The 25,202-nt window shown below is 59.2% G+C and carries 26 protein-coding genes; 17 read left to right on the top strand and 9 right to left on the bottom strand.

Annotated features, from left to right (window positions below):
- Window positions 1-218: 218 nt before the first annotated feature.
- The 12 genes from FHK92_RS05615 (at window position 219) to FHK92_RS05560 (ending at window position 12,499) form a co-directional block, all read left to right on the top strand.
- Window positions 219-1,343 (top strand): ABC transporter ATP-binding protein, encoded by a 1,125-nt coding sequence (locus tag FHK92_RS05615; protein WP_181287203.1) that lies wholly within the window; start codon window positions 219-221, stop codon window positions 1,341-1,343.
- A 49-nt stretch (window positions 1,344-1,392) separates the two neighbouring features.
- Complete coding sequence (locus FHK92_RS05610; protein ID WP_181287202.1) at window positions 1,393-2,436, top strand: ABC transporter substrate-binding protein; 1,044 nt, start codon at window positions 1,393-1,395, stop codon at window positions 2,434-2,436.
- A gap of 226 nt (window positions 2,437-2,662) precedes the next feature.
- Complete coding sequence (locus tag FHK92_RS05605) at window positions 2,663-3,910, top strand: ABC transporter permease (RefSeq protein WP_181287201.1); 1,248 nt, start codon at window positions 2,663-2,665, stop codon at window positions 3,908-3,910.
- A 12-nt stretch (window positions 3,911-3,922) separates the two neighbouring features.
- Window positions 3,923-4,747, top strand: a complete 825-nt coding sequence (locus tag FHK92_RS05600; RefSeq protein ID WP_181287200.1) for an ABC transporter permease — start codon at window positions 3,923-3,925, stop codon at window positions 4,745-4,747.
- Window positions 4,748-4,963: 216 nt separating this feature from the next.
- Window positions 4,964-6,112, top strand: coding sequence for an iron-containing alcohol dehydrogenase (locus FHK92_RS05595; RefSeq protein ID WP_181287199.1), 1,149 nt, complete (start codon window positions 4,964-4,966; stop codon window positions 6,110-6,112).
- Window positions 6,113-6,190: 78 nt separating this feature from the next.
- Window positions 6,191-6,865, top strand: a complete 675-nt coding sequence (rpe, locus tag FHK92_RS05590; RefSeq protein WP_181287198.1) for a ribulose-phosphate 3-epimerase — start codon at window positions 6,191-6,193, stop codon at window positions 6,863-6,865.
- Complete coding sequence (locus tag FHK92_RS05585; RefSeq protein WP_030139211.1) at window positions 6,862-7,680, top strand: phosphoglycolate phosphatase; 819 nt, start codon at window positions 6,862-6,864, stop codon at window positions 7,678-7,680. The genes rpe and FHK92_RS05585 overlap by 4 nt, the downstream gene beginning before the upstream one ends.
- 70 nt (window positions 7,681-7,750) lie before the next feature.
- A complete protein-coding gene (gene trpE / locus FHK92_RS05580; RefSeq protein WP_181287197.1) occupies window positions 7,751-9,232 on the top strand; it encodes an anthranilate synthase component I in 1,482 nt (493 codons plus the stop codon).
- 84 nt (window positions 9,233-9,316) lie between these two features.
- A complete protein-coding gene (locus FHK92_RS05575; protein WP_181287196.1) occupies window positions 9,317-9,910 on the top strand; it encodes an aminodeoxychorismate/anthranilate synthase component II in 594 nt (197 codons plus the stop codon).
- A gap of 9 nt (window positions 9,911-9,919) precedes the next feature.
- Complete coding sequence (gene trpD, locus FHK92_RS05570) at window positions 9,920-10,969, top strand: anthranilate phosphoribosyltransferase (RefSeq protein WP_181287195.1); 1,050 nt, start codon at window positions 9,920-9,922, stop codon at window positions 10,967-10,969.
- The gene (gene trpC / locus FHK92_RS05565; protein WP_181287194.1) at window positions 10,966-11,802 is read left to right on the top strand and encodes an indole-3-glycerol phosphate synthase TrpC; all 837 of its coding nucleotides are present in this window, start codon (window positions 10,966-10,968) and stop codon (window positions 11,800-11,802) included. Before trpD ends, trpC begins: the two co-directional genes overlap by 4 nt.
- Before the next feature lie 4 nt (window positions 11,803-11,806).
- On the top strand, window positions 11,807-12,499 hold the full coding sequence (locus FHK92_RS05560; protein WP_181287193.1) for a lipoate--protein ligase family protein: 693 nt from the start codon (window positions 11,807-11,809) through the stop codon (window positions 12,497-12,499).
- Here FHK92_RS05560 and crp read toward each other — a convergent pair.
- Window positions 12,496-13,140 (bottom strand): cAMP-activated global transcriptional regulator CRP, encoded by a 645-nt coding sequence (gene crp / locus FHK92_RS05555; RefSeq protein ID WP_030139205.1) that lies wholly within the window; start codon window positions 13,138-13,140, stop codon window positions 12,496-12,498. The two genes, FHK92_RS05560 and crp, sit on opposite strands and share 4 nt — an antisense overlap.
- A 233-nt stretch (window positions 13,141-13,373) precedes the next feature.
- Between crp and FHK92_RS05550 the strand changes: the two genes are divergently transcribed.
- Together FHK92_RS05550 and speD are read left to right on the top strand one after the other, a co-directional pair.
- On the top strand, window positions 13,374-13,796 hold the full coding sequence (locus FHK92_RS05550) for an OsmC family protein (protein WP_008061600.1): 423 nt from the start codon (window positions 13,374-13,376) through the stop codon (window positions 13,794-13,796).
- 238 nt (window positions 13,797-14,034) lie between these two features.
- Window positions 14,035-14,829, top strand: a complete 795-nt coding sequence (gene speD, locus FHK92_RS05545) for an adenosylmethionine decarboxylase (RefSeq protein ID WP_181287400.1) — start codon at window positions 14,035-14,037, stop codon at window positions 14,827-14,829.
- 93 nt (window positions 14,830-14,922) lie between these two features.
- On the opposite strand, the gene coq7 is transcribed toward speD, so the two are convergent.
- The 6 genes from coq7 to hemJ all read right to left on the bottom strand — a co-directional run bounded on the left by coq7 (window position 14,923) and on the right by hemJ (window position 19,356).
- Window positions 14,923-15,570, bottom strand: coding sequence for a 2-polyprenyl-3-methyl-6-methoxy-1,4-benzoquinone monooxygenase (gene coq7 / locus FHK92_RS05540; RefSeq protein WP_181287192.1), 648 nt, complete (start codon window positions 15,568-15,570; stop codon window positions 14,923-14,925).
- Window positions 15,571-15,643: 73 nt separating this feature from the next.
- A complete protein-coding gene (locus FHK92_RS05535; protein ID WP_181287191.1) occupies window positions 15,644-15,982 on the bottom strand; it encodes a histidine triad nucleotide-binding protein in 339 nt (112 codons plus the stop codon).
- Window positions 15,983-16,063: 81 nt separating this feature from the next.
- On the bottom strand, window positions 16,064-16,852 hold the full coding sequence (locus FHK92_RS05530) for an SDR family NAD(P)-dependent oxidoreductase (RefSeq protein ID WP_181287190.1): 789 nt from the start codon (window positions 16,850-16,852) through the stop codon (window positions 16,064-16,066).
- A 61-nt stretch (window positions 16,853-16,913) separates the two neighbouring features.
- The gene (locus tag FHK92_RS05525; protein ID WP_181287189.1) at window positions 16,914-17,876 is read right to left on the bottom strand and encodes a DUF805 domain-containing protein; all 963 of its coding nucleotides are present in this window, start codon (window positions 17,874-17,876) and stop codon (window positions 16,914-16,916) included.
- Between the two features lie 44 nt (window positions 17,877-17,920).
- Entirely contained in the window at window positions 17,921-18,889 is a 969-nt protein-coding gene (locus FHK92_RS05520; RefSeq protein WP_181287188.1) for an NAD(P)H-dependent flavin oxidoreductase, read from the bottom strand.
- Between the two features lie 35 nt (window positions 18,890-18,924).
- Window positions 18,925-19,356, bottom strand: a complete 432-nt coding sequence (gene hemJ / locus FHK92_RS05515; protein ID WP_122566709.1) for a protoporphyrinogen oxidase HemJ — start codon at window positions 19,354-19,356, stop codon at window positions 18,925-18,927.
- 133 nt (window positions 19,357-19,489) lie between these two features.
- On the opposite strand from hemJ, the gene argC reads away from it, so the two are divergent.
- Both argC and erpA read left to right on the top strand, forming a co-directional pair.
- Entirely contained in the window at window positions 19,490-20,524 is a 1,035-nt protein-coding gene (gene argC / locus FHK92_RS05510; protein WP_181287187.1) for an N-acetyl-gamma-glutamyl-phosphate reductase, read from the top strand.
- A 149-nt stretch (window positions 20,525-20,673) separates the two neighbouring features.
- Window positions 20,674-21,024 carry an iron-sulfur cluster insertion protein ErpA gene (gene erpA, locus FHK92_RS05505; RefSeq protein ID WP_003177727.1) on the top strand — a complete coding sequence of 117 codons (351 nt, stop codon included), beginning with the start codon at window positions 20,674-20,676 and terminating at the stop codon, window positions 21,022-21,024.
- A gap of 67 nt (window positions 21,025-21,091) precedes the next feature.
- On the opposite strand, the gene FHK92_RS05500 is transcribed toward erpA, so the two are convergent.
- Both FHK92_RS05500 and FHK92_RS05495 read right to left on the bottom strand, forming a co-directional pair.
- Window positions 21,092-22,183 carry an anhydro-N-acetylmuramic acid kinase gene (locus tag FHK92_RS05500; RefSeq protein ID WP_181287186.1) on the bottom strand — a complete coding sequence of 364 codons (1,092 nt, stop codon included), beginning with the start codon at window positions 22,181-22,183 and terminating at the stop codon, window positions 21,092-21,094.
- A 3-nt stretch (window positions 22,184-22,186) separates the two neighbouring features.
- A complete protein-coding gene (locus FHK92_RS05495) occupies window positions 22,187-23,608 on the bottom strand; it encodes a peptidoglycan DD-metalloendopeptidase family protein (RefSeq protein ID WP_181287399.1) in 1,422 nt (473 codons plus the stop codon).
- A gap of 212 nt (window positions 23,609-23,820) precedes the next feature.
- Between FHK92_RS05495 and tyrS the strand changes: the two genes are divergently transcribed.
- Entirely contained in the window at window positions 23,821-25,020 is a 1,200-nt protein-coding gene (gene tyrS, locus FHK92_RS05490; RefSeq protein WP_181287185.1) for a tyrosine--tRNA ligase, read from the top strand.
- Window positions 25,021-25,202: the final 182 nt, after the last annotated feature.

The raw sequence follows: 25,202 nt of genomic DNA, 5'->3' as shown, positions 1-25,202 counted from the left end.
ATTTGCGACACGCCACGGCAGCGCTTTTGCCCCTACTTGCAGCTCGCTGCTTGAAACCCACCGCTGCATTTATCCAATCCCGCCATCGGTGTAGGGCAATCCCTACACCGACTCTTCCATCCGGCTGAGGCGATTCTCTCCTGCGCCCCGATTTGCGCGGGCCCCAGGCTCCACTAGGCTTGATTCACAAGCAGTCATCAAATACAAAAGGTGCGGGTATGAGCCAGGTCGATTCAAGCGCGGGGACCAGCGATGTGCTGGTCAGCTTTCGTGGTGTGCAAAAGAGCTACGACGGCGAGAACCTGATCGTCAAGGACCTCAACCTGGACATTCGCAAAGGCGAATTCCTGACCCTGCTCGGACCTTCCGGTTCCGGCAAGACCACCAGCCTGATGATGCTCGCCGGGTTCGAGACCCCGACCGCTGGCGAGATCCAGTTAGCCGGTCGTTCGATCAACAATGTGCCGCCGCACAAGCGTGACATCGGCATGGTGTTCCAGAATTACGCGTTGTTCCCGCACATGACCGTGGCCGAGAACCTGGCCTTTCCCTTGACGGTGCGCGGTTTGAACAAGAGCGACGTCGGTGACCGGGTCAAGCGCGTCCTGAGCATGGTGCAGTTGGACACCTTCGCCCAACGCTATCCCGCGCAGTTGTCCGGCGGCCAGCAGCAGCGGGTGGCCTTGGCCCGGGCGTTGGTGTTCGAACCGCAGCTGGTGCTGATGGACGAACCCCTCGGCGCGCTGGACAAGCAATTGCGCGAACACATGCAGATGGAAATCAAGCACCTGCACCAGCGTCTCGGCGTGACCGTGGTGTACGTGACACACGACCAGGGCGAAGCCCTGACCATGTCTGACCGCGTGGCGGTGTTCCACCAGGGCGAAATCCAGCAGATTGCTCCGCCGCGCACACTCTACGAAGAACCGAAAAACACCTTTGTCGCCAACTTCATCGGCGAAAACAACCGCCTCAATGGACGTCTGCACAGCCAGACCGGCGACCGTTGCCTGGTGGAACTGGGACGCGGCGAGAAAGTCGAGGCCCTGGCCGTCAATGTAGGCAAGCCTGGCGAGCCGGTCACGCTGTCGATCCGGCCGGAGCGGGTGAGCCTTAACGGCTCCAGTGAACAATGTGTCAACCGCTTCTCAGGGAGGGTGGCGGAATTCATCTATCTGGGCGACCACGTCCGGGTTCGCCTGGAAGTCTGCGGCAAGAACGACTTCTTCGTGAAACAGCCGATTGCCGAGCTCGATCCCGCGCTCGCTGTCGGCGACGTGGTTCCGCTTGGCTGGCAAGTCGAGCATGTGCGTGCGCTCGACCCCCTTCTAGAGGCGAACTGATCGCCCCCTGCTGTACCAACACCAACCCTGCACGTGGAGAGAACAATAAATGTTGAGATCCCTGAAGTTCACAGCCCTGACACTGGGCATGATGGGTGCGGCAAGCGCGATGGCGGCGGGCCCGGACCTGACCGTGGTGTCTTTCGGCGGGGCGAACAAGGCGGCTCAGGTCAAAGCCTTCTACGCACCGTGGGAAGCGGCCGGCAACGGCAAGATCGTGGCGGGCGAATACAACGGCGAAATGGCCAAGGTCAAGGCCATGGTCGACACCAAGAGCGTTTCCTGGGACCTGGTTGAAGTCGAATCCCCGGAATTGTCCCGCGGTTGTGACGAAGACATGTTCGAGCAACTCGATCCGGCCCTGTTCGGTAAGGCCGAAGATTACGTCAAGGGCGCCATCCAGCCTTGTGGCGTAGGTTTCTTCGTGTGGTCCACGGTGCTGGCCTACAACGCCGACAAGCTGAAGACCGCACCGACCAGTTGGGCGGACTTCTGGGACACCAAGCAATTCCCGGGCAAGCGCGGCCTGCGCAAGGGCGCCAAGTACACCCTGGAATTCGCCCTGATGGCCGACGGCGTGGCGCCGAAGGACGTCTACAAAGTGCTGGCCGGCAAGGATGGCCAGGACCGCGCCTTCAAAAAGCTCGACGAACTCAAGCCGAACATCCAGTGGTGGGAAGCCGGTGCGCAGCCGCCGCAATACCTCGCTTCCGGTGACGTGGTCATGAGCTCGGCCTACAACGGCCGGATCGCTGCGGTGCAGAAGGAAAGCAACCTGAAAGTGGTGTGGAACGGCGGTATCTACGACTTCGACGCGTGGGCGATCCCGCGTGGCCTGGACAAGACCCGCGCCGAAGCGGCGAAGAAATTCATCGCCTATTCGGTGGCTCCGCAACAGCAGAAGACCTACTCGGAAAACATCGCCTATGGCCCGGCCAATACCCAGGCAGTGCCGTTGCTGGCCAAGGATGTCCTGAAAGACATGCCGACCACCCCGGAAAACATCGCCAACCAAGTGCAGATCGACGTCAGTTTCTGGGCTGACAACGGCGAGCAACTGGAGCAGCGCTTCAACTCCTGGGCAGCGAAGTAACCCACGTCTTCCTGGGAGGCGAGGCTTTTGTGGCGAGGGAGCTTGCTCCCGCTTGAGTGCGCAGCACTCACAAGATAGGCATTGCCGACAATTTTTGGGGCCGCTTCACGGCCCAGCGGGAGCAAGCTCCCTCGCCACGATCACGCGGACCTCCAGGTTGCGGTTTCAACAGAACAGAGGCGGCTCGCCGCCCCTGTAACGATCAAGAAGTTTTGCGGAGTTCGCCATGGCCATCGCCGTTCCACTGAACGCGGGCACCAGCCCCACCCTCAAGCAGCGGCTAAAACACGCCGAGCGGGTCAACCGCTGGAAGGCCCAGGCCCTGATCGCGCCGCTGGTGCTGTTTCTGTTGCTGGTGTTCCTGGTGCCGATCGTCGCGCTGCTGTTCAAAAGCGTCAGCAACCCGGAAGTCGTGGGCGCCATGCCGCGCACCGTCGCTGCCGTCGCTACCTGGGACGGACGTGGTTTGCCCGGCGAGCCGGTGTACAAGGCTGCCAGCGAAGACCTGGCTGAAGCCCGCAAAAATCAAACGCTGGGCGACTTGTCCAAGCGACTGAACATGGAATCGGCCGGCTATCGCAGCCTGCTGACAAAAACGGCCAGGGCGCTGCCGTTCGCGACTGAGCCCGCCTCTTATAAAGAAGCGCTGGAAGGTCTCGACGAGCGCTGGGGCGATCCGGCGTACTGGCAAGTGATTCGCCGCAACACCAGTAACGTCACGCCGTATTATCTGTTGGCGGCTGTCGACCACCGGATCGACGATCTCGGCGAGCTGGCGCCAGCCACCCCCGACCAGGCGATCTACCTGGACATCTTTACCCGTACTTTCTGGATGGGCCTGGTGATCACCGCGATCTGCCTGGTACTCGCCTATCCGTTGGCCTACCTGCTGGCGAACCTGCCGTCGCGCCAAAGCAACCTGCTGATGATCCTGGTGCTACTGCCGTTCTGGACCTCGATCCTGGTGCGGGTGGCAGCGTGGATCGTGCTGCTGCAGTCCGGTGGGTTGATCAATAGCGCGTTGTTGGCCATGGGTGTCATCGACAAACCGCTGGAGCTGGTATTCAACCGCACCGGTGTGTACATCTCCATGGTCCACATCCTGCTGCCGTTCATGATCCTGCCGATCTACAGCGTGATGAAGGGCATCTCGCCCACCTACATGCGGGCGGCGATTTCCTTGGGCTGCCACCCGTTCGCCAGTTTCTGGCGGGTCTACTTTCCCCAGACCTATGCCGGTGTCGGCGCCGGTTGCCTGTTGGTATTCATCCTTGCCATCGGCTACTACATCACCCCGGCGCTGCTGGGCAGCCCGAACGATCAGATGGTCAGTTACTTCGTCGCGTTCTACACCAACACCAGCATCAACTGGGGCATGGCCACGGCGCTCGGCGGGCTGCTGTTGCTCGCGACCATCGTGCTTTATCTGATTTACAGCTGGCTGGTGGGCGCCAGTCGCCTGCGCCTGAGCTAAGGGGAGATCGAAATGCTGAGTCCTTACATGTCCCCCGTCGAACGGGTGTGGTTCTACAGCTTGCGCATACTCTGCGGGCTGATCCTGTTGTTCCTGATCCTGCCGGTACTGGTGATCATTCCGTTGTCGTTCAACTCTGGCAGCTTCCTGGTCTACCCGCTGCAGGGCTTTTCGTTGCAGTGGTATCACGATTTCTTCGCTTCGGCGGAATGGATGCGGGCCTTGAAGAACAGCATCATCGTCGCCCCGGCAGCAACGCTGTTGGCGATGGTGTTTGGCACATTGGCCGCCATCGGGCTGACCCGTGGCGACTTCCCGGGCAAGGCGCTGGTGATGGCCCTGGTTATTTCCCCGATGGTCGTGCCGGTGGTGATCATCGGCGTGGCGAGTTATCTGTTTTTCGCACCGCTGGGCATGGGTAACAGCTTCTTCTCCTTGATCATCGTCCACGCCGTGCTGGGCGTACCGTTTGTCATCATTACTGTCTCGGCGACGCTGCAGGGCTTCAACCACAACCTGGTCCGGGCGGCTGCAAGTCTCGGGGCGTCGCCATTGACGGCGTTTCGTCGGGTAACCCTGCCGTTGATCGCACCCGGCGTGATCTCTGGTGCGCTGTTCGCTTTTGCGACGTCGTTCGACGAGGTGGTGGTGACGCTGTTCCTGGCCGGCCCTGAGCAGGCAACGCTGCCACGGCAGATGTTCAGCGGTATCCGCGAAAACCTCAGCCCCACCATCGCCGCGGCGGCGACACTGCTGATTGCCTTCTCGGTGATCCTGCTGCTGACGCTGGAATGGTTGCGTGGACGTAGCGAGAAGTTGCGTACTACCCAAGTCTGACGGGCAATGTTGGCCCCTTGTGGGAGCGAGCTTGCTCGCGATAGCGGTGTTACATTCAAAGCAGATGCTGAATGTTGATCCGCTATCGCGAGCAAGCTCGCTCCCACAGGGGCTTATCCGAAGGCTCCTTAATTACGTTCATAAGCTGAATCGCAGACAACCCCCAATACCGAGCTATCCTTGTGCCAGCCCATACTCGAACAAGAGGCCGCGCACATGAGTCTTTCCTCATTCAAGATCGCCCATAAACTGATCACTGGTGCCGCTGCCATCGAGCAACTGGCGGCGGAGCTGACGCGCCTGGACGTCGACAATCCATTGATCGTGACCGATGCAGCGCTGGTCAAGTCAGGCACGGTGGAGCTGGCGCTGCAGCACCTGGGCGGACGTGACTACGAGATTTTCGACCGGGTCATGCCGGACCCGGAGATCGCCATCGTCGAAGATTGCATGCAAGCCTACCGCGACGGTGGGCATGATGGCCTGATCGGCCTGGGCGGCGGCAGTGCCATCGACATCGCCAAGTGCGTGGGCGTCTACGCCGGCTACCACGGCGAGTTGCAAGATATGTTCGGTGTCGATCAGGTGCCGCGCAAAGGCCCGCCGATGATCGCCATTCCTACCACCGCCGGTACCGGTTCGGAAGTGACCAACGTGGCGATCCTCTCCGACAAGGCCGCCCAGCTGAAAAAAGGCATCGTCAGCGATTTTCTGTTGCCCGACGTGGCGCTGGTCAGTCCGCAGATGACCCTCACATGCCCGCGCGGCGTAACGGCTGCCAGTGGCGTCGATGCGCTGGCGCATGCCATCGAGGCCTACCTGTCGCTCAACGCCTCGCCGATTACCGATGCCCTGGCCATCGGCGCAATCAAACTCATCGTTCGCGCGTTGCCCAAGGCTTACGCTAATCCATCGCACCTGCAAGCTCGCGAAGACATGGCCACCGCCAGCCTGATGGCCGGCATGGCGTTCGGCAATGCCGGGGTCGGGGCGGTGCATGCACTGGCTTATCCGTTGGGCGGGCGTTTCCACGTATCCCACGGGGTCGCCAATGCGTTGCTGCTGCCCTATGTGATGGCGTGGAACAAAATGGCCTGTGTCGAGCGCATGCGCGACATCGCCGAGGCCATGGGCATCAGGACCGCTCACCTGAGCGACCTTGAAGCTGCGGACGAGGCTGTCGATGCGATGGCCGCCTTGTGCACCGCCGTGCAGATCCCCCAAGGCCTCAGCGGGCTGGGTGTGACCGAAGATGTGATCCCGTCCATGGCGGTGGAGGCGGCGGGGATCGAGCGGCTGATGCGCAACAATCCGCGCCAACTGAGCGCCGCCGACATCGAGAAGATCTACCGCGCGGCGTATTGATCGACTGTCGCGGTGGGCGCGCCAAATCTTGAGGTATACAATGCGCGCCATCGTGATTTCGCTCAAAACAGGTGCGTCATGCAGCCCTTCGCTATTGCTCCGTCGATTCTCTCCGCCGACTTCGCCCGCCTGGGCGAGGAAGTGGACAACGTTCTGGCCGCCGGGGCCGACATCGTTCACTTCGATGTCATGGACAACCACTACGTGCCCAACCTGACCATCGGCCCGATGGTCTGCGCGGCGCTGCGCAAGTACGGCATCACCGCGCCGATCGACGCGCACCTGATGGTCAGCCCGGTGGACCGCATCGTCGGCGATTTCATCGAGGCTGGCGCGACCTACATCACCTTTCACCCCGAAGCCACGCTGCATGTCGATCGCTCCCTGCAATTGATCCGCGAAGGCGGTTGCAAGGCCGGCCTGGTGTTCAACCCGGCTACGCCCCTGGACGTGCTCAAGTACGTGATGGACAAGGTCGACATGGTCCTGCTGATGAGCGTCAACCCTGGTTTCGGCGGGCAGAAATTCATCCCCGGTACCCTCGACAAGTTGCGCGAAGCCCGTGCGCTGATCGATGCCTCGGGCCGTGACATCCGCCTGGAAATCGACGGTGGCGTGAACGTGAACAATATCCGCGAAATCGCCGCGGCCGGCGCCGACACCTTTGTCGCCGGTTCGGCGATCTTCAATGCACCGGACTACCAAGAGGTGATTGCAAAAATGCGCGCCGAACTGGCCCTGGCGCGTCCATGAGCGGCTTCGAGCAGCTGTTTCCCGGCAGCCTGCCGCGCCTGGTGATGTTCGACCTGGATGGCACGCTGGTCGATTCGGTCCCGGATCTCGCTGCCGCCGTGGACAGCATGCTGCTCAAGCTCGGACGCCCACCCGCCGGCATCGACGCGGTGCGCCAGTGGGTAGGCAACGGTGCGCCCATGCTGGTACGCCGGGCCCTGGCCAACCACATCGATGCCCAAGGCGTCGATGAAGCCGAAGCCGAACGGGCGATGGAGCTGTTCAACGAAGCCTACGAAGGCAACCACGAACTGACCGTGGTCTACCCCGGTGTGCGTTCCGCGCTCAAATGGCTGCACAAGCAAGGCGTGGAAATGGCGCTGATCACCAACAAGCCGGAGCGCTTCGTCGCGCCGCTGCTGGACCAGATGAAAATCGGCCGGTATTTCCGCTGGATCATCGGCGGCGATACGTTGCCGCAGAAAAAGCCCGACCCGGCCGCGCTGTTCTTCGTGATGAAAATGGCCAACATCCCGGCCTCGCAATCGTTATTCGTCGGTGATTCGCGCAGCGATGTGCTGGCGGCGAAAGCGGCAGGCGTCAAGTGCGTGGCGTTGAGCTACGGCTATAACCATGGCCGGCCGATCGCCGAAGAGTTTCCGACGTTGGTGATCGATGACTTGCGTCTGTTAATTCCCGGTTGCCTGGACCCGGCGGCTGAGATAACGTTGCCCGACGCTGTTCAATCCTCTTCTGGAAACGCCATCGTGGTGGTCACTCGCAAACTCTGGATGAAAGTCATGAAGGCCCTGGCCCGCTGGCGTTGGCGCGCCTGACTTGATCCTGGCCGGTTATCCGGCGCGTTTGCATACCTGACTGTCAGCTCCTCTTGCCACGAGGCATACCATGATCCGCGAAGAATTCCTGCGTCTAGCCGCTGCCGGCTACAACCGCATCCCGCTCGCCTGCGAAACCCTGGCCGACTTCGACACGCCGCTGTCGATCTACCTCAAGCTGGCCGACCAGCCCAACTCCTACCTGCTCGAATCGGTGCAGGGCGGCGAGAAATGGGGCCGTTATTCCATGATCGGCTTGCCGTGCCGTACGGTGCTGCGGGTGCATGACCATCGCATCAGCGTGACCCACGACGGCGTCGAGATCGAAAGCCTCGAAGTCGAGGATCCGCTGGCGTTCGTCGAAACCTTCAAGGCCCGCTACAACGTGCCAACCATCCCGGGCCTGCCCCGTTTCAACGGTGGACTGGTGGGATATTTCGGCTACGACTGCGTGCGCTATGTGGAGAAACGTCTCGGCACCTGCCCGAACCCTGACCCGCTGGGCGTGCCGGACATCCTGTTGATGGTCTCCGACGCTGTGGTGGTCTTCGACAACCTCGCCGGCAAGATGCACGCGATTGTCCTGGCAGACCCATCCCAGGAAGATGCCTACGAGCAAGGTCAGAAAAGTCTGCAGGCGCTGCTGGAAAAGCTCCGTCAACCGATCACGCCGCGGTCAGGCCTGGATTTCAGCAAGCAGTCGGCCGCCGACCCGGTGTTCCGTTCCAGCTTCACCCAGAATGACTACGAACGGGCCGTCGATACCATCAAGGAGTACATCCTCGCCGGTGACTGCATGCAAGTGGTGCCGTCGCAACGGATGTCCATCGACTTCAAGGCCGCGCCCATCGATCTCTACCGGGCGTTGCGCTGCTTCAACCCGACGCCCTACATGTATTTCTTCAATTTCGGCGACTTCCACGTCGTGGGCAGTTCGCCGGAAGTGCTGGTGCGGGTCGAAGACAACCTGATCACCGTGCGACCGATCGCCGGTACTCGCCCCCGTGGCGCCACGGGGGAGGCGGACCGGGCCCTCGAAGAGGACCTGCTGTCGGATGACAAGGAAATCGCCGAGCACCTGATGCTGATCGACCTGGGGCGCAACGATACCGGGCGTGTCTCGGAGATCGGCTCGGTGAAGCTCACCGAGAAAATGGTCATCGAGCGCTATTCCAACGTGATGCACATCGTGTCCAACGTGACCGGGCAGTTGAAAGCCGGGTTGACGGCCATGGACGCCTTGCGGGCGATCCTGCCGGCCGGCACGTTGTCCGGCGCGCCGAAAATCCGGGCGATGGAAATCATCGACGAACTGGAGCCGGTCAAGCGCGGTGTGTACGGCGGGGCGGTGGGTTACTTCGCCTGGAACGGCAACATGGACACCGCCATTGCGATCCGCACTGCCGTCATCAAGAACGGCGAACTGCACGTACAAGCTGGCGGTGGGATCGTTGCTGACTCGGTGCCGGCACTGGAGTGGGAAGAAACCCTGAACAAGCGTCGGGCGATGTTCCGTGCCGTGGCGTTGGCGGAGCAGACCTCAGGCGACTGAAGTCCTTCCCAACAACCTGTGGCCTAGGGCTTTTGCGCCCCAGCGGCCGTTTCTAAAGTCAGTGAATCAAAAGGTTGCTACGCCATGTTGCTGATGATCGATAATTACGACTCCTTTACCTACAACGTTGTGCAGTACCTTGGCGAACTCGGTGCCGAGGTCAAGGTGGTGCGCAACGACGAACTGACCGTCGCCGAAATCGAGGCCCTCAAGCCCGAGCGCATCGTGGTCTCCCCAGGCCCGTGTACGCCGACCGAAGCGGGCATTTCCATCGACGCCATCAAGTATTTTGCCGGCAAGCTGCCGATCCTCGGCGTGTGCCTGGGCCATCAGTCGATTGGCCAGGCGTTCGGTGGCCATGTCGTGCGCGCCCGGCAAGTCATGCATGGCAAGACCAGCCCGGTATTCCATGAAGACAAGGGCGTATTCGAAGGCCTGAATCATCCGCTTACCGTCACCCGCTATCACTCCCTTGTCGTCAAGCACGATACTTTGCCCGATTGCCTGGAGTTGACCGCCTGGACCCAGCTCGAAGACGGCTCGGTCGACGAGATCATGGGGTTGCGACACAAGACGTTAAATATCGAAGGTGTGCAATTCCATCCGGAGTCTATCCTCACTGAACAGGGCCACGAGCTGTTCGCCAACTTTCTCAAACAAACCGGCGGCACGCGCTAAGGACTTTTCATGGACATCAAGACAGCCCTGAACCGTATCGTCGGCCAGCTCGACCTGAGCACCGACGAGATGCGCGACGTGATGCGCGAAATCATGACTGGCCAGTGCACGGATGCGCAGATTGGCGCGTTCATGATGGCCATGCGCATGAAGAGCGAGAGCATCGACGAAATCGTCGGCGCCGTGACCACCATGCGGGAACTGGCGGACAAGGTCGAACTCAAGACGCTGGACGGCGTGGTGGATGTGGTGGGTACCGGCGGTGATGGTGCCAATATCTTCAACGTATCCACCGCCTCTGCATTTGTCGTTGCCGCGGCGGGTTGCACCGTCGCCAAGCATGGCAACCGTGCGGTCTCGGGCAAGAGCGGCAGTGCCGACCTGCTGGAGGCTGCCGGTGTCTACCTTAACCTGACGCCGGTTCAGGTGGCTCGCTGTATCGATAGCGTGGGCATCGGCTTCATGTTCGCCCAGACCCACCACAGTGCCATGAAACATGCCGCCGCGCCCCGTCGGGAGTTGGGCTTGCGCACGCTGTTCAACATGCTCGGCCCGCTTACGAATCCGGCCGGTGTGAAACATCAAGTGGTTGGGGTGTTCAGCGAGGCGTTGTGCCGGCCTCTGGCCGAGGTTCTGCAACGTCTGGGCAGCAAGCATGTCCTTGTGGTCCATTCGAAGGATGGCCTGGATGAGTTCAGCTTGGCGGCGCCCACCTTCGTGGCTGAGCTGAAAAATGATCAGATTACGCAATACTGGGTCGAACCTGAGGACCTGGGCATGAAGAGCCAGAGCCTGCATGGGCTAGCAGTGGATGGACCGGCCCAGTCGCTGGAGTTGATCCGAGATGCCTTGGGGCGTCGTAAAACCGAGAATGGCCAGAAGGCTGCCGAGATGATCGTGCTCAACGCGGGCGCCGCGTTGTACGCCGCCGATCATGCAAGCAGCCTCAAGCAAGGTGTCGAGCTCGCCCATGATGCGCTGCACACCGGCCTGGCCCGTGAAAAATTGGAAGAATTGGGCGCGTTTACCGCCGTATTCAAAGTGGAGAATGAAGGATGAGCGTGCCAACGGTTCTGGAAAACATTCTGGCTCGCAAGAAGCAGGAAGTCGCCGAGCGCAGTGCCCGGGTCAGCCTGGCCGAGTTGGAAAATCTTGCACGTTCAGCCGATGCGCCTCGCGGCTTTGCCCAGGCGCTGATCGATCAGGCGAAGAAGAAGCAGCCGGCGGTGATTGCCGAAATCAAGAAGGCTTCCCCCAGCAAAGGTGTGATTCGGGAGCATTTCGTTCCGGCCGACATCGCCAAGAGCTACGAGAAGGGCGGCGCGACCTGCCTTTCGGTGCTGACCGATGTGGATTTTTTCCAGGGCGCCGACGACTATCTCAAGCAGGCGCGGGCGGCGTGCAAGCTGCCGGTGATCCGCAAGGATTTCATGATCGACCCGTACCAGATCGTCGAAGCCCGGGCCTTGGGCGCCGATTGCGTGCTGTTGATCGTTTCCGCCCTGGATGATGTGAAGATGGCCGAGTTGGCTGCGGTTGCGAAGGGCGTCGGCTTGGATGTCTTGGTGGAAGTCCATGACGGGGAAGAGTTGGAGCGCGCTCTCAAGACCCTGGATACCAAGCTGGTCGGCGTGAACAATCGCAACCTGCACACTTTTGAAGTCAGCCTGGAAACGACCTTGGACCTGTTGCCACGGATCCCCCGTGATCGGCTGGTCATCACCGAAAGCGGCATCCTCAACCGGGCCGATGTCGAGTTGATGGAAGTCAGCGACGTGTATTCGTTCCTGGTAGGTGAAGCGTTCATGCGGGCCGAAAGCCCTGGCATGGAGTTGCAACGGTTGTTCTTTCCCGAGCGCGGCGTTCCGGTGACCGGCTCGACGTTGGACTGAACGAATGCCTCCAGCCATTTCCTTTACTGTCGAAAACGGCTTGCAAGCCGAGCAGGATTTGCTGGCGAGCGTCTGCGCCGGTGACGCTGATTCGGGCTTGCTGTTCTGGCAACCGAATGACCGCGCGCTGGTCATGCCGCGTCGCCTGAGTCGCTTGCCGGGTTTCGACATCGCCTGTGAAGTTTCTGCCGCCAATGGCTGGCCGGTGCTGCTGCGCGAAACCGGTGGCGAGCCGGTGCCTCAATCAGCTGCGACGGTCAATATCGCACTGGTCTACGCACCGCCGCGCAGTGAAGGCGATCATGGGCGGATCGAAACCGCCTATCGTCGGTTGTGCGATCCTGTCTGCCAATTGCTGGATGAGTTGGGCGGGGTGGCGTCGCTAGGGGAGGTGGCGGGCGCTTTTTGTGATGGGCGCTTCAATGTCAATCTGGATGGTCGGAAAATGGTAGGCACCGCCCAGCGTTGGCGACAGAGCAAAGGAGGGCAGCGTCCGGTAGGCCTGGTACATGGCGCGCTACTGCTGGACGACGAACGCGAAGCCATGGTTGCGGCGGTCAATCGCTTCAATGAAGCCTGTGGCCTGGAGCAACGCGTGCGTGCCGAGAGCCACATTGCCCTTCATGAAAAATTTCCCGCGCCCCACGCCCTCGAGCGACTTGAGACTTTGTATCAGAAACTGCTGGATGGTCTCTAGCGAGTGCCAAACACCACCATGGTCTTGCCTTTTACGCTGACCAGGTTGCGTTCCTCCAGGTCCTTGAGCACACGGCCAACCATTTCGCGAGAGCAGCCGACAATGCGGCCGATTTCCTGACGCGTCACTTTGATCTGCATGCCGTCGGGGTGAGTCATGGCGTCGGGCTGCTTGCACAGGTCCAAAAGGCAACGGGCGACACGACCGGTTACGTCGAAGAAAGCGAGATCGCCTACCTTGCGCGTGGTGTTGCGCAGGCGCTGTGCGATTTGTCCGCTGAGGACGAAAAGAATGTCCGGATCCTGCTGCGACAGTTCTCGAAATTTGCTGTAGCCGATTTCTGCGACTTCACATTCGACCTTCGCCCGTACCCAAGCGCTGCGCTCTTGCTCCTTGCCGGCCTGTTCGAATAAACCCAACTCGCCGAAGAAGTCCCCTGAATTGAGGTAGGCGATGATCATCTCCCGACCTTCATCGTCCTCGATCAGGATAGTGACTGATCCCTTGATGATGAAGAACAGCGTGTCGGAACGGTCCCCCGCGCAAATGATGTTGTGCTTGGCGGGATAGCGACGACGCTGGCAATGCATCAAGAGCTTGTCGAGATTCTTGATCTTGGACGTGGGAGTAATGGCAACCATGGTTGTGTCCCGAAAAACTGCGCAGTTTAGTGGTTTGATTTTTTATGAAGGCGAATAGCTATCGCGAAAGCTGGCCATACGCCAGCGACTGGGCGCCAGCTTAACAGAGGCTTCCTTAATTGATTTGAGAATTTACCGAGGCGCATCTGCGCCTGGCGTCTTCAGGCGGGACCCGCCATTGCGGGGGGCTGTGCTAAGCTGGCGCCCCTTTTTATGACAGTGGAGTCTTGACGATGAAGGCACGCATCCAATGGGCTGGCGAAGCCATGTTCCTCGGTGAGTCGGGCAGCGGTCATGTGGTCGTCATGGATGGCCCGCCGGACGCCGGAGGTCGGAACCTGGGTGTTCGGCCAATGGAAATGTTGCTGCTGGGGGTTGGTGGCTGCAGCAATTTCGATGTGGTCAGCATCCTCAAGAAGTCGCGCCAAGCGGTCGAAAGTTGCGAAGCCTTCCTGGAAGCCGAGCGTGCGACCGAGGATCCAAAGGTTTTCACCAAGATCCACATGCACTTTGTGGTGAAGGGCCGCGGACTGAAAGAGGCTCAGGTCAAGCGCGCCATCGAGCTGTCGGCCGAGAAGTACTGTTCGGCCTCGATCATGCTCGGCGCCGCCGGTGTTGAAATTACTCATGATTATGAAATCATCGAATTGGGTTGAATCGACATCCAACCATCACAAAAGCGGTGCAAGCTCTGGCGATCAGAAGCTGACGTCTGCATAATGCGCCACTTTTTTCAGGGCAGTGATCGGCTTGCGGCCGGTCCCTTGCCTGGACAGACAACCAAAATCGCCATCGCGAAGAGGTGTTAACCGTCCTACGCAGGTGCGTCGTTCGCATCTGACGGGCATGCTTGATCACGCGGCCGGGCCGCAATACATAGAGAGTTTTCAAACGGTGAAAAGCAAACTCAAGCTCCATGGGTTCAATAACCTGACAAAGACCTTGAGCTTCAACATCTATGACATCTGCTATGCGGAAACCCCGCAAGACCAGCAGGCCTACGTCGAGTACATCAATAAAGAGTACAACGCCAAGCGCCTCACGCAGATTCTCACGGAAGTTGTCGATATCATTGGTGCCAACATCCTGAACATTGCAAGTCAGGACTATGAGCCCCAGGGCGCCAGCGTGACTATCTTGATTTCGGAAGAGCCGGTGACACCGACCGACAGCCAAATCGAAGAGTCCCCGGGCCCGTTGCCTGAAATTATCCTGGCCCACCTCGACAAGAGCCATATCACGGTCCACACCTATCCGGAAATCCATCCAGTGGATGGCATCGCTACGTTCCGAGTGGACATCGACGTGTCGACCTGTGGCGTCATTTCACCGCTCAAGGCACTCAACTTCCTGATTCACCAATTCGATTCCGACATCGTGACCGTGGATTATCGCGTGCGCGGGTTTACCCGGGATGTGGAAGGCCACAAGCACTTCATCGACCACGAGATCAATTCGATCCAGAACTATCTCTCCGAAGACACACGCGACGCCTACCAGATGACGGACGTGAACGTGTATCAGGAGAATCTGTTCCACACCAAAATGCTGCTCAAGGACTTTGAGTTGGATAACTACCTGTTTGGCGATGCCACCAGCAACCTGTCTGCTGAACAGCGTGGGCAGGTGGAAGAGCGGGTCAAGCACGAAATGCTGGAAATTTTTTACGCGCGCAATATGCCGCGCTAAAGTTTCGGCTATGAAAAAAGGCGACTGTCCATGGACAGTCGCCTTTTTTATTTTTGTGAGCCAGGCGGGTCAGGCCTAGCGCCGTTTTCCCTATCAGATCCGATAGGTACTCTTGGTCATGACTTTGGCCAGCAGGCTCATGCCGAATTTGACGGGAGCCGGGAAGCGGAAGCCGCCCGCTTCCAACGCACTTTCGGCGTGGTGCTCCTCGTCTTCACGCATCTGTTCAAGAATCGCCCGGGACTTTTCATCCTCGACGGGCAACTGCTGCAGGTGCTCATTCAAGTGCTTGCATACTTGGTGCTCGGTCGCCGCGACAAAACCAAGGCTGACCTTGTCACTGATCAGGCCCGCCACGGCGCCGATCCCGAACGACATGCCATAAAACAGGGGGTTCAGCACGCTAGTGTGGCTGCCCAACTGGCGAATGCGTTGTTCACACCAGACCAGATGATCGATTTCTTCCTCGGCGGCCTGTTCCATCGCTTCGCGTACCTGCGGCAATTTCGCTGTCAGCGCCTGGCCCTGGTAGAGCGCCTGGGCGCAGACTTCACCGGTATGGTTGATACGCATCAGCCCGGCAACATGGCGAGTCTCGTCATCGCTCATCTGCACGTCCGGCTGCACGATGGCCGGTGATGGACGGTACGGCTGACCGCTGAAGGGCAACAGCGTACGCATCGCGGTGTCGGCCTGCAGCAGCAGGCGATCGATGGGCGAGTAGTGACGTTGGGTAGTCATGCTTACCTCCGGAAAAAATCTCGGCGGCCAGTTTAACTCAATCGGCCGCTGGGGATTTGCGTTGGATCATGGATCAGCCCGGCGGCCAATTCATCTGGCGCTGTCCAAGCACATGCATATGAATGTGATAGACGGTTTGTCCACCGAGTTCATTGCAGTTCATCACCACCCGGAAGCCTTCTTCGCAACCCAGCTCGAGGGCCAGGCGCTGGGCCGTGAAGAGAATATGCCCAGCCAGGCCCTTGTCGTCCTCGGTCAGGTCATTGAGGGTGCGGATCGGCTTCTTTGGAATGACCAGGAAGTGAACCGGTGCCTGTGGAGCGATGTCGTGGAAGGCCAGGACCTGGTCATCCTCATAGATGATCTTCGCCGGTATTTCCCGGTTGATGATCTTGGTAAACAGGGTATCCACAGCTGTCTCTCCGTTGGGTTGGTCGAGGTCGAGTGTACTGAAGGCCCGGTGTGCTGGCCCGGGTTTTTCAGCTTGAAGAAATCAGTGCGGACAGCAGGCCTTGTTGAACATGCCGCTGACGGTCCGGACCAGCCAGCGTGGTCCCAATCGAGGCAGCGCGGCGAACCAGCGATTGCGGCGTCCGGGAATGATAATGGCTCGATTCCTGTCCAGCGCGCGAACGGCATAGAGCGCAACTTCCTCGGGGCTCATCAATTTCTTCTTGCCGTTGAGTTTCTGTTCATCCAGTTGTGCCTTGGCGAAAAAGTCCGTGCGAGTCGGCCCGGGACACAGCACCGAGACGTTGATTGCGCATTTTTTCAATTCGACCCGCAGGGCTTCGGAGAAATGCAGTACATAGGCTTTGCTGGCGTGATAAGTACTCATCCAGGGGCCGGGTTGGAAGGCAGCAGTCGACGCGACGTTGAGGATCTGGCCGCCGCCATGCAACGCCATGCTGTTGCCTATTGCATGGCAGAGACGGGTGAGAGCAAGGATATTCACTTCGATCAGGTCTTGTTCGGTCATCCAGTCCTGGGCCAGGAACGGACCACTGGTGCCGATGCCGGCGCAATTGACGAGCAGATCGATCTGGCGTTCGCCTTCCTCCAATTCCAGCAGGAAGCCTGAGAGTCGCAGGGGTTCCCCCAGATCGCAGGCGCGAAACAACACCTCTACGCCAAACCGTTGAGTCAGCTCTATTGCAATACTTTCCAGCCGATCACGCTGTCGAGCCACCAATATCAGGTTGCGCCCACGCCGGGCCAATGCTTCGGCCATGGCCAGGCCGATACCACTGGAAGCACCAGTGATCAGAGCGTAACGGGTCATGCAATTCTCCATCGCCGCGCAGGGCGCCGGTGGACTGAGCTGTCACCGGCGCTAAGCGCGTTTATTGTTCCTCTTCTTCGTAGTCTACAGAAGGTGCGGCTGGCTCGGCTGCTTCGGCGGCGGGTTCTTCAGCCGATTCGTCAATGGATTCGCTGCTTTCATAACTGCTCAACGAGCTGCTGCCGTACTCCTCGCCGATGCTGCTGAATGCGCCAGCCAATGCACCGATGAAAATCAGGACGATCAGGACGACCCACAGCCATGAAAGAACCTTGACCGCAGTGCTGTTGGGCGGCGGCGGCGGACCGTAGCGATTCGCGCCACTATTACCTGGAGCGAAAATAAGCACGAATGGGAAAAGACTGCCCACAAATGGCACCAGGTTGAGCAACCACAGCCATCCGGACCAGCCGAGATCGTGCAGGCGCTGGGCGCTGAACTGGATGCTTACGTAGGCAAACGCGAGGAAGATGGCTACGGCGACGAGTCCGCCGATGACCATCGCGGTCGTCGAGGTGGCGACGAGCAGCCAGGACAGGCTCAACCAGAACGCAATCCCGACCACGGGCATTACCGCCAGCGTCAGGACCATGGTCCAGGCCAGGTACCGCAGGCGCCCGATACGGCCGTCGAAACTGAAGGGCTTGAGCGGGCCGTATTCGGCAAGCGTTTCGCCAACCGGGGCACGGGGAGGGGCATAGGGGGAAACGGGGTCGATGATGGAGTCCGGGTGGCGGCCACTTGGCTGATACGGTGAGTCCTGCACCTCGCCGAGGTCTAGCTGGAGGGATGGCTCTGCTTCGATTCGGGCATCGATGCCGCTCTTGTGCAGCGCTTCCAGGTACTTCTGTGCGTCGCCCTGGGACAGGTTGTTTTTAAGCGACACCTTGCGACCGCTGAACAAACGTTCAATGGCACTGACATCACTCTTGAACAGCTCCGCGAGGTTTAGCTTGGCGGTGGTGGTATCGACGCCTGGCAACAGGGCTCCGTCGAATACGATGTTGAAGCGGGTTTCGCTCATGCCTGGCATCCTTGTCTTTCAAAGTTGATTTATATTTCTGGGATTCAGCGGGGCCATTGGCCTCCGAGCTGTGCCGCTCGGGCTTGCGCCTGGCGGTATTCTTTATCCAGGCGTGCGATCAGTTGATCGACGCTGGGTAAATCATTGATCTCACCAACACCTTGGCCCGCAGACCATACGGTCTTCCAGGCCTTGGCTTCATTGTTCAGCGGTTTGAGTTTCGATCCGGGATCTGCCGCGCTTTTGTTCTGCAAGGCAAGCAGGTCGAAGCCGGCATCCTCCAGGCTCTGGCGCATGAAACTGGCTGGCACGCCGGATACTGCGGGAGTATGCACGATGTCTGCGGCTCTGGATGTGAGCAACATCTCTTTATAAGCGTCGGACGCGTGACTTTCTGCCGTACCAATGAATCGCGTTCCAAAGTAGGCCAGATCCGCGCCGAGCAGTTGCGCTGCCAAAATCTGATGGCCGTGGTTCAAACATCCTGCGAGCAGCAGGGTTTTATCAAAGAACTGCCGGATTTCGGCAATCAGCGCGAAAGGGCTCCACGTTCCCGCATGTCCTCCGGCGCCAGCCGCGACGGCAATCAAACCGTCTACACCTGCTTCTGCGGCTTTTTCGGCGTGGCGGCGAGTGGTCACGTCGTGAAATACCAGGCCGCCATAGCCATGCACCGCCTCCACCAGCTCTTTTACCGCGCCCAGGCTGGTGATGACGATAGGCACTTTATGCTCGATGCAGATCGCCAGGTCGTCCTGGAGCCGCGGGTTGCTGTTATGGACGATCAGATTGACCGCGTAGGGTGCCGGCCTTTCCATCGTTTCCAGGCCCGCTTCGATTTCCTCCAGCCAAGCCTTGAAACCGCTGCTCTCACGTTGGTTCAGCGCCGGGAAACTGCCGACAATGCCATTGCGACAGCAGGCAAGCACGAGCTGGGGATTGGAAATCAGGAACATCGGCGCAGCAACGGCAGGCAGCCGCAGACGTTCTTCAAGCAAAGCGGGCAACGGCATGGGATGTACCCCCGATCGAATAGTGCTATTGGACGTTAGAACGGCCGGACCACGACGAGAATTACGATAGCCAGCAATATCAGGACTGGCACCTCGTTGAACCAGCGATAAAAGACATGGCTGCGGGTGTTTTCGCCGCGGGCGAAGCGTTTCACTTGGGCGCCGCACATGTGGTGATAACCGATCAGCAGGACGACCAGGGTCAACTTGGCGTGCATCCAGCCACCCTGGGTGAAGTAGGCGCCGGCATTGAGGCTGAGCAGCCAGATGCCAAATACCAGCGTGGCAATCATCGCCGGGCCCATGATGCCGCGATACAGCTTGCGCTCCATGACACTGAAGCGCTCCTTGCTGACGTTGTCTTCGCTTTGGGCGTGATAGACAAACAGGCGCGGCAGGTAGAACAGGCCGGCGAACCAGCAGACCATGCTGACAATGTGAAGTGCCTTGAGCCATAGATAGAGCATTTTTGGTTATTCCCAGATTCACGGTAGCCCGATAGTAGAGGTTAGAGCGGCCACACGTCACCTTGACGGTTGTCGCCACGCCCTGCGGCCCCTATTATCGACGGCTTTCCAGTGGTTCGTTGAGGGCAGGTTTATGGTCAAGGTCGGTATCGTCGGCGGCACGGGTTACACCGGTGTCGAACTGCTGCGTCTGTTGGCGCAGCATCCGCAGGCTGAGGTGGTGGTCATCACCTCCCGATCCGAGGCCGGCCTGGCCGTCGCCGACATGTATCCGAACCTGCGAGGCCATTACGACGGCCTGGCATTCAGCGTTCCGGACATCAAGACCCTCGGTGCTTGCGATGTGGTGTTCTTTGCCACCCCTCATGGCGTTGCCCACGCCTTGGCGGGGGAGCTGTTGGCGGCCGGGACCAAGGTGATCGACCTGTCGGCTGACTTCCGCCTGCAGGACGCGGACGAATGGGCCAAGTGGTACGGCCAGCCCCACGGGGCACCGGAGCTTCTGGACGAGGCTGTCTACGGCTTGCCGGAAGTCAATCGCGAGAAAATCAGGCAGGCACGATTGATCGCCGTGCCCGGTTGCTATCCGACCGCGACACAGCTCGGGTTCCTGCCGTTGATCGAGGCCGGTCTTGCTGACACTTCGCGCCTGATCGCTGATTGCAAATCCGGTGTCAGTGGCGCCGGTCGAGGCGCCAGTGTCGGCTCGCTGTATTCCGAGACGTCGGAAAGCATGAAGGCCTATGCGGTAAAAGGGCATCGCCACTTGCCAGAAATCCGCCAAGGGTTGCGTCAGGCGGCGGGCAAGGACGTCGGCCTGACGTTCGTGCCGCACCTGACGCCGATGATTCGTGGAATCCATTCCACTCTTTACGCAACGGTGGTCGATCGTTCCGTCGACTTGCAGGCGCTGTTCGAGAAACGCTACGCCAACGAACCGTTCGTCGACGTGATGCCGGCCGGCAGCCATCCGGAAACCCGTAGCGTGCGCGGTGCGAACGTTTGCCGGATCGCCGTGCATCGTCCGCAGGATGGAGACTTGGTGGTGGTGTTGTCGGTCATCGATAACCTGGTCAAGGGTGCGTCCGGCCAGGCGGTGCAGAACCTGAACATCCTGTTCGGTCTGGATGAGCGCCTGGGATTGTCCCATGCGGGGATGTTGCCGTAAGGGCAGTCACAAGCGTCAGGTTGGCGGCTATAAGCCTGGAGCCTATAGCTCGCCGCTGCTCGTCTAAATAGTTGACCAATTTTGTAGGAGAAGCGGATAATGCCCGCCATCACGCATTATGGCGGCGTAAGCGCCGGGAGATATTCAGCATGAGCGTCGAAACCTTCACCCCCACGGCTTTGCAATTCACCCACGGTGCCGCGCACAAGGTGAAGAGCCTGGTCGATGAAGAGGGCAATGATCGTTTGAAGCTGCGCGTATTCGTAACGGGCGGCGGTTGTTCCGGTTTTCAGTATGGCTTCACTTTTGATGAAGAAGTGGCCGAAGACGACACCATCGTTGAGCGCGAAGGTGTCAGCCTGGTGGTCGATCCGATGAGCTTCCAGTACCTGGCAGGTGCCGAGGTGGACTATCAGGAAGGCTTGGAAGGTTCGCGTTTCGTGATCAAGAACCCTAACGCGACCACTACCTGTGGGTGCGGTTCTTCGTTCTCGATCTGAATGCTTCAATAAAAAAACCGCAGTGCCTTACGGCCCTGCGGTTTTTTTATTGCCTGAAGATATCGATTCATGCCGGATAGATTGCGCCGAGTACGCGTAACCCTCGGGCGCCGGTAACACTTGGACGGTTGGCTGGAATACCTTCAAGGCAGCAATGGGCAAGCCAGGCGAAAGCCATGGCTTCTACCCAGTCCGGGTCCACGCCGTATACCGCCGTACTGCTGACCTTGGCGTTCGGCAGCAAGTCAGCCAGGCGTTTCATGAGCGTCTGGTTGTGCGCGCCACCGCCGCAGACCAGCAACTCTTGAGTGTTCGATTGGGCATGTTGCAGTGATTCGACGATGGTCAGGGCAGTCAGCTCAAGCAACGTTGCCTGTACGTCCTCCGGAGCGAAGGCTGGCAACTGCGACAGATGCTGGTTCAGCCAGGGAAGGTTGAAGACTTCGCGCCCGGTGCTTTTCGGCCCCTTGGTGACAAAAAAGGGGTCGCTGAGCAACGTCTTGAGCAAGGTTGGCTCGACTTTCCCGCTGGCAGCCCACTGGCCATTGCGATCAAAGTGTTCGCCTCGTTGTTGATGTATCCATGCATCGAGCAGCACATTGCCTGGGCCACAATCGAAACCGGCGACCGGCTTTTCAGGTTCTATCAGGCTGAGATTGCTGAAGCCGCCGACATTCAGCACGGCACGATGACCGACTCGTTCTTCGAACAGAGCTTCGTGAAACGCTGGAACCAGTGGGGCGCCTTGCCCGCCAGCGGCTACATCGCGGCTGCGGAAGTCACTGACGACGCTGATGCCGGTCAACTCACTCAGCAGCGCCGGATTACCGATTTGCACGGTAAAGCCCCGGGACGGCTCGTGGCGAATCGTCTGGCCGTGGCTGCCAATGGCCGTGATGTCTAGAGGCTTGAGTTTCTGTTCGTTGAGTAGGGCATGGATACCCTGCGCGGCCAGTTTTACCCAGCATTGCTGAGCCATGGCGGAACGTGCGATCTCATCGGGCCCGCTGCTGCACAATTCGAGCAGTTCGGTGCGCAGAGTGGCGGGCATGGGAATGTAGTGCGTGGCGATCAGTTTGATCGCCGGGGCTAGTTCGACCAGTGCGATATCCAAGCCATCGAGGCTGGTCCCGGACATCACACCGATATAGAGCGTCATGGCTTAGCGCTTGCTCGAAGCCAGCATCGTGGCTTTTTCTTGATCCATGCGAGCCATCAAGGGCTGGCTTTGGGCCAGGAATCGCGCGCGCTCGGCTTTGGCGATCGGGTCGGCCATCGGCAATTTCTGGCCGAGCGGATCGACGTGGACGCCGTTCACCTGGAACTCATAGTGCAAATGCGGGCCGGTGGACAGGCCGGTGGTGCCGATGTAACCGATAACCTGGCCTTGCTTGACGGTGCCACCCGTCTTCACGCCCTTGGCGAAGCCTTGCATGTGGCCGTACAGCGTGCGGTAGGTGTTTCCGTGCTGGATGATAACGGTGTTGCCATAACCGCCCCGACGTCCGGCCAGCAAGACCTTGCCGTCGCCGGCCGCCTTGATCGGTGTGCCACGGGGGGCGGCGTAATCGACACCTTTGTGGGCGCGAATCTTGTTCAGGATCGGATGCTTGCGACCGGCGGAAAACTTTGAACTGATACGGGCGAAGTCCACTGGCGTACGGATGAATGCCTTGCGCATGCTATTGCCGTCGGCGGTGTAGTAGCTGCTATTGCCCTGCTTGTTGGTGTAGCGCACCGCAGTGTAGGTCTTGCCGCGGTTGGTAAAACGCGCGGAAAGAATCGGGCCGTTACCGACGCTCTTCCCGTTGACCACTTTCTGTTCGTAGATGACGTCGAATTCGTCGCCCTGGCGAATATCCTGGGCGAAGTCGATGTCGTAGCCAAATACGCTGGCCATGTCCATGGTCAGGCTATGGGAGAGCCCCGCGCGCGCTGCCGACTGGGACAATGAGCTGTTTATGACGCCATGGACGTAGGCTGATCGGACGGTGGGCTTTGCCGTGACGCGGTTGAACACATAACCCTTGTCATTCTTGGTCAGGGTGATGCTTTCCAAGTCGCTCAGCTTGGTGTGCAGGTTGGTCAGCTGACCTTCTGGGTTAAGTTCGAACTCCAGTTTCTGACCACGTTGCAGTTGAGTGAATCGCTTGGCTTGCTTGTCGCTGGCCAGGATCTCATGGACCGAGGCCGAGGGCAGGCCAACCTTTTCGAACAGAGTGGAAAGTGTGTCGCCTTTGGCGACAATCACTTCGCGATGGTCAGGCCCTTTCTTTTCTTCTGCGACTGCGGGCGCTTCTGCCTGGGCGGCGGCCGTGGCAGCGTCTTCCGCGCTATTTTCAATCTGCGCGAATGGAGAGGCGGCCGGCTCGTTTGTGGCTTGAACGGCTTCGGCGGCGTCTTGTTCTTGTGTCAGTTGTTCAGCAGGACTTTCCAGTTCAAGACTCAGAGTCGTCTTTTTTGCTTCAACATCGCTGGAGGGAAACACCAGCAGTGCCAGGCTAAGGAGGGCTGCGATGCCGCTTGCGGCAAGCAGGTGGGTCTTCGGATAAAGCGGCGGCGCTTTAGACGGTTCGGTGGTCATAAGTAATTTTGGCTTTTGAAAAAATGAATTGGAAAAGATGAATGACATGATGAAGACGAAATAACTGTATAAAATATAACCAAAACCCCTGCGAAGCAAGCCCGCGAACGCTCTGTTCTATGGATCGGCGTCCGTGCGCCGGGCAAACCTTGTATTTGGTGCGCGATCTTGTATGGTTGGGGCCCTTTGAATCTGAGCCTTACGGGTCTGTTATGAAGTCGGTTGAAGAGCAGCTAGCGCTGATCAAACGTGGTGCGGAAGAACTGTTGGTCGAGTCCGAGCTGATCGAAAAGCTCAAGCGCGGGCAGCCGCTGCGTATCAAGGCTGGCTTCGATCCGACGGCGCCTGATCTGCACCTGGGTCATACCGTGCTTATTAATAAGCTGCGCCAGTTCCAGGATCTTGGGCATCAGGTCATCTTTCTTATAGGGGACTTCACCGGCATGATCGGTGATCCGAGCGGGAAGAGTGCTACGCGCCCACCCCTCACCCGCGAGCAGGTTCTCGATAACGCCGAGACCTACAAGACTCAGGTTTTCAAGATTCTTGATCCGGCCAAGACCGAAGTGGCGTTCAACTCCACTTGGATGGATCAGATGGGGCCGGCGGATTTCATTCGCCTGACGTCTCAGTACACTGTGGCTCGCATGCTCGAACGCGATGATTTCGACAAGCGTTATACGACCAATCAACCCATCGCCATTCATGAGTTCCTCTATCCGCTTGTGCAGGGCTATGACTCGGTTGCGTTGCGTGCCGACGTAGAGCTCGGTGGTACAGACCAGAAGTTCAACCTCTTGATGGGGCGTGAGTTGCAGCGCGGTTATGGCCAAGAGGCGCAGTGCATTCTGACCATGCCATTGCTTGAGGGTCTGGATGGCGTGAAGAAGATGTCCAAATCGCTGGGCAACTACGTAGGTATCCAGGAAGCGCCGGGCGTCATGTACAGCAAGCTGGTTTCCATTCCCGATGTTCTGATGTGGCGTTACTTTGAGCTGTTGAGCTTCCGGTCCATGGATGAGATCAATGCGTTCCGTGCTGATGTAGAGGCGGGCGCCAATCCACGGGACATCAAGATCAAGTTGGCTGAGGAGATCGTTGCTCGTTTCCATGGTGAGGAAGCTGCGGCCAACGCTCATCGTGCGGCGGGTAATCGCATGAAGGACGGTGAGCTGCCGGATGATCTGCCAGAGATCGAGCTGACTGCTGTTGAGGATATGCCGATTGCGGCGGTTCTTAATAAGGCTGGCTTGGTCAAGAATGCAGCAGTGGCGCGAGATCTCTTGGGCTCGGGTGGTGTGCGTATAGATGGAGAGGTTGTGGATCGCTCCTATATATATGAGCTGGGTTCGACCCATGTATGCCAAGCCGGCAAGAAAGCTTTCGCACGTATCACGCTGAAATCTGAGTAAAACTGAAATAAAGGGTTGACGGCAGATTCCAGGTGTCTATAATTCGCCCCACTTCCGGCGCAGTCGAAACGGAAAACTCCTTGAGTTTCAATTAGTTAAGTAAGTTTCGATAGGTCAGGCGCTTCAGTTCATCGAAGCGCTGAAGGAGTTGATAGAGCGGTGTTGTTTGGCTCTATCGGCGA

Source organism: Pseudomonas brassicacearum subsp. neoaurantiaca (assembly GCF_013608025.1).
Lineage (GTDB): Bacteria > Pseudomonadota > Gammaproteobacteria > Pseudomonadales > Pseudomonadaceae > Aquipseudomonas.
Note: the sequence above shows the minus strand (reverse complement) of the source record. Positions and strands in the feature narration are given on the sequence as shown.

Bases quoted from the DNA above. Each gene is read 5' to 3' on its own strand.
- FHK92_RS05610 (WP_181287202.1), top strand. From the start codon at position 1,393: ATGTTGAGATCCCTGAAGTTCACAGCCCTGACACTGGGCATGATGGGT.
- hemJ (WP_122566709.1), bottom strand. From the start codon at position 19,356: ATGCTCTATCTATGGCTCAAGGCACTTCACATTGTCAGCATGGTCTGC.
- erpA (WP_003177727.1), top strand. From the start codon at position 20,674: ATGAGCGTCGAAACCTTCACCCCCACGGCTTTGCAATTCACCCACGGT.
- FHK92_RS05600 (WP_181287200.1), top strand. From the start codon at position 3,923: ATGCTGAGTCCTTACATGTCCCCCGTCGAACGGGTGTGGTTCTACAGC.
- argC (WP_181287187.1), top strand. From the start codon at position 19,490: ATGGTCAAGGTCGGTATCGTCGGCGGCACGGGTTACACCGGTGTCGAA.
- trpC (WP_181287194.1), top strand. From the start codon at position 10,966: ATGAGCGTGCCAACGGTTCTGGAAAACATTCTGGCTCGCAAGAAGCAG.
- trpD (WP_181287195.1), top strand. From the start codon at position 9,920: ATGGACATCAAGACAGCCCTGAACCGTATCGTCGGCCAGCTCGACCTG.
- FHK92_RS05605 (WP_181287201.1), top strand. From the start codon at position 2,663: ATGGCCATCGCCGTTCCACTGAACGCGGGCACCAGCCCCACCCTCAAG.
- FHK92_RS05495 (WP_181287399.1), bottom strand. From the start codon at position 23,608: ATGACCACCGAACCGTCTAAAGCGCCGCCGCTTTATCCGAAGACCCAC.
- coq7 (WP_181287192.1), bottom strand. From the start codon at position 15,570: ATGACTACCCAACGTCACTACTCGCCCATCGATCGCCTGCTGCTGCAG.
- FHK92_RS05585 (WP_030139211.1), top strand. From the start codon at position 6,862: ATGAGCGGCTTCGAGCAGCTGTTTCCCGGCAGCCTGCCGCGCCTGGTG.
- FHK92_RS05615 (WP_181287203.1), top strand. From the start codon at position 219: ATGAGCCAGGTCGATTCAAGCGCGGGGACCAGCGATGTGCTGGTCAGC.
- FHK92_RS05575 (WP_181287196.1), top strand. From the start codon at position 9,317: ATGTTGCTGATGATCGATAATTACGACTCCTTTACCTACAACGTTGTG.
- FHK92_RS05530 (WP_181287190.1), bottom strand. From the start codon at position 16,852: ATGACCCGTTACGCTCTGATCACTGGTGCTTCCAGTGGTATCGGCCTG.
- FHK92_RS05500 (WP_181287186.1), bottom strand. From the start codon at position 22,183: ATGACGCTCTATATCGGTGTGATGTCCGGGACCAGCCTCGATGGCTTG.
- FHK92_RS05550 (WP_008061600.1), top strand. From the start codon at position 13,374: ATGAAGGCACGCATCCAATGGGCTGGCGAAGCCATGTTCCTCGGTGAG.
- trpE (WP_181287197.1), top strand. From the start codon at position 7,751: ATGATCCGCGAAGAATTCCTGCGTCTAGCCGCTGCCGGCTACAACCGC.
- rpe (WP_181287198.1), top strand. From the start codon at position 6,191: ATGCAGCCCTTCGCTATTGCTCCGTCGATTCTCTCCGCCGACTTCGCC.
- FHK92_RS05525 (WP_181287189.1), bottom strand. From the start codon at position 17,876: ATGAGCGAAACCCGCTTCAACATCGTATTCGACGGAGCCCTGTTGCCA.
- FHK92_RS05595 (WP_181287199.1), top strand. From the start codon at position 4,964: ATGAGTCTTTCCTCATTCAAGATCGCCCATAAACTGATCACTGGTGCC.
- crp (WP_030139205.1), bottom strand. From the start codon at position 13,140: ATGGTTGCCATTACTCCCACGTCCAAGATCAAGAATCTCGACAAGCTC.
- tyrS (WP_181287185.1), top strand. From the start codon at position 23,821: ATGAAGTCGGTTGAAGAGCAGCTAGCGCTGATCAAACGTGGTGCGGAA.
- FHK92_RS05560 (WP_181287193.1), top strand. From the start codon at position 11,807: ATGCCTCCAGCCATTTCCTTTACTGTCGAAAACGGCTTGCAAGCCGAG.
- FHK92_RS05520 (WP_181287188.1), bottom strand. From the start codon at position 18,889: ATGCCGTTGCCCGCTTTGCTTGAAGAACGTCTGCGGCTGCCTGCCGTT.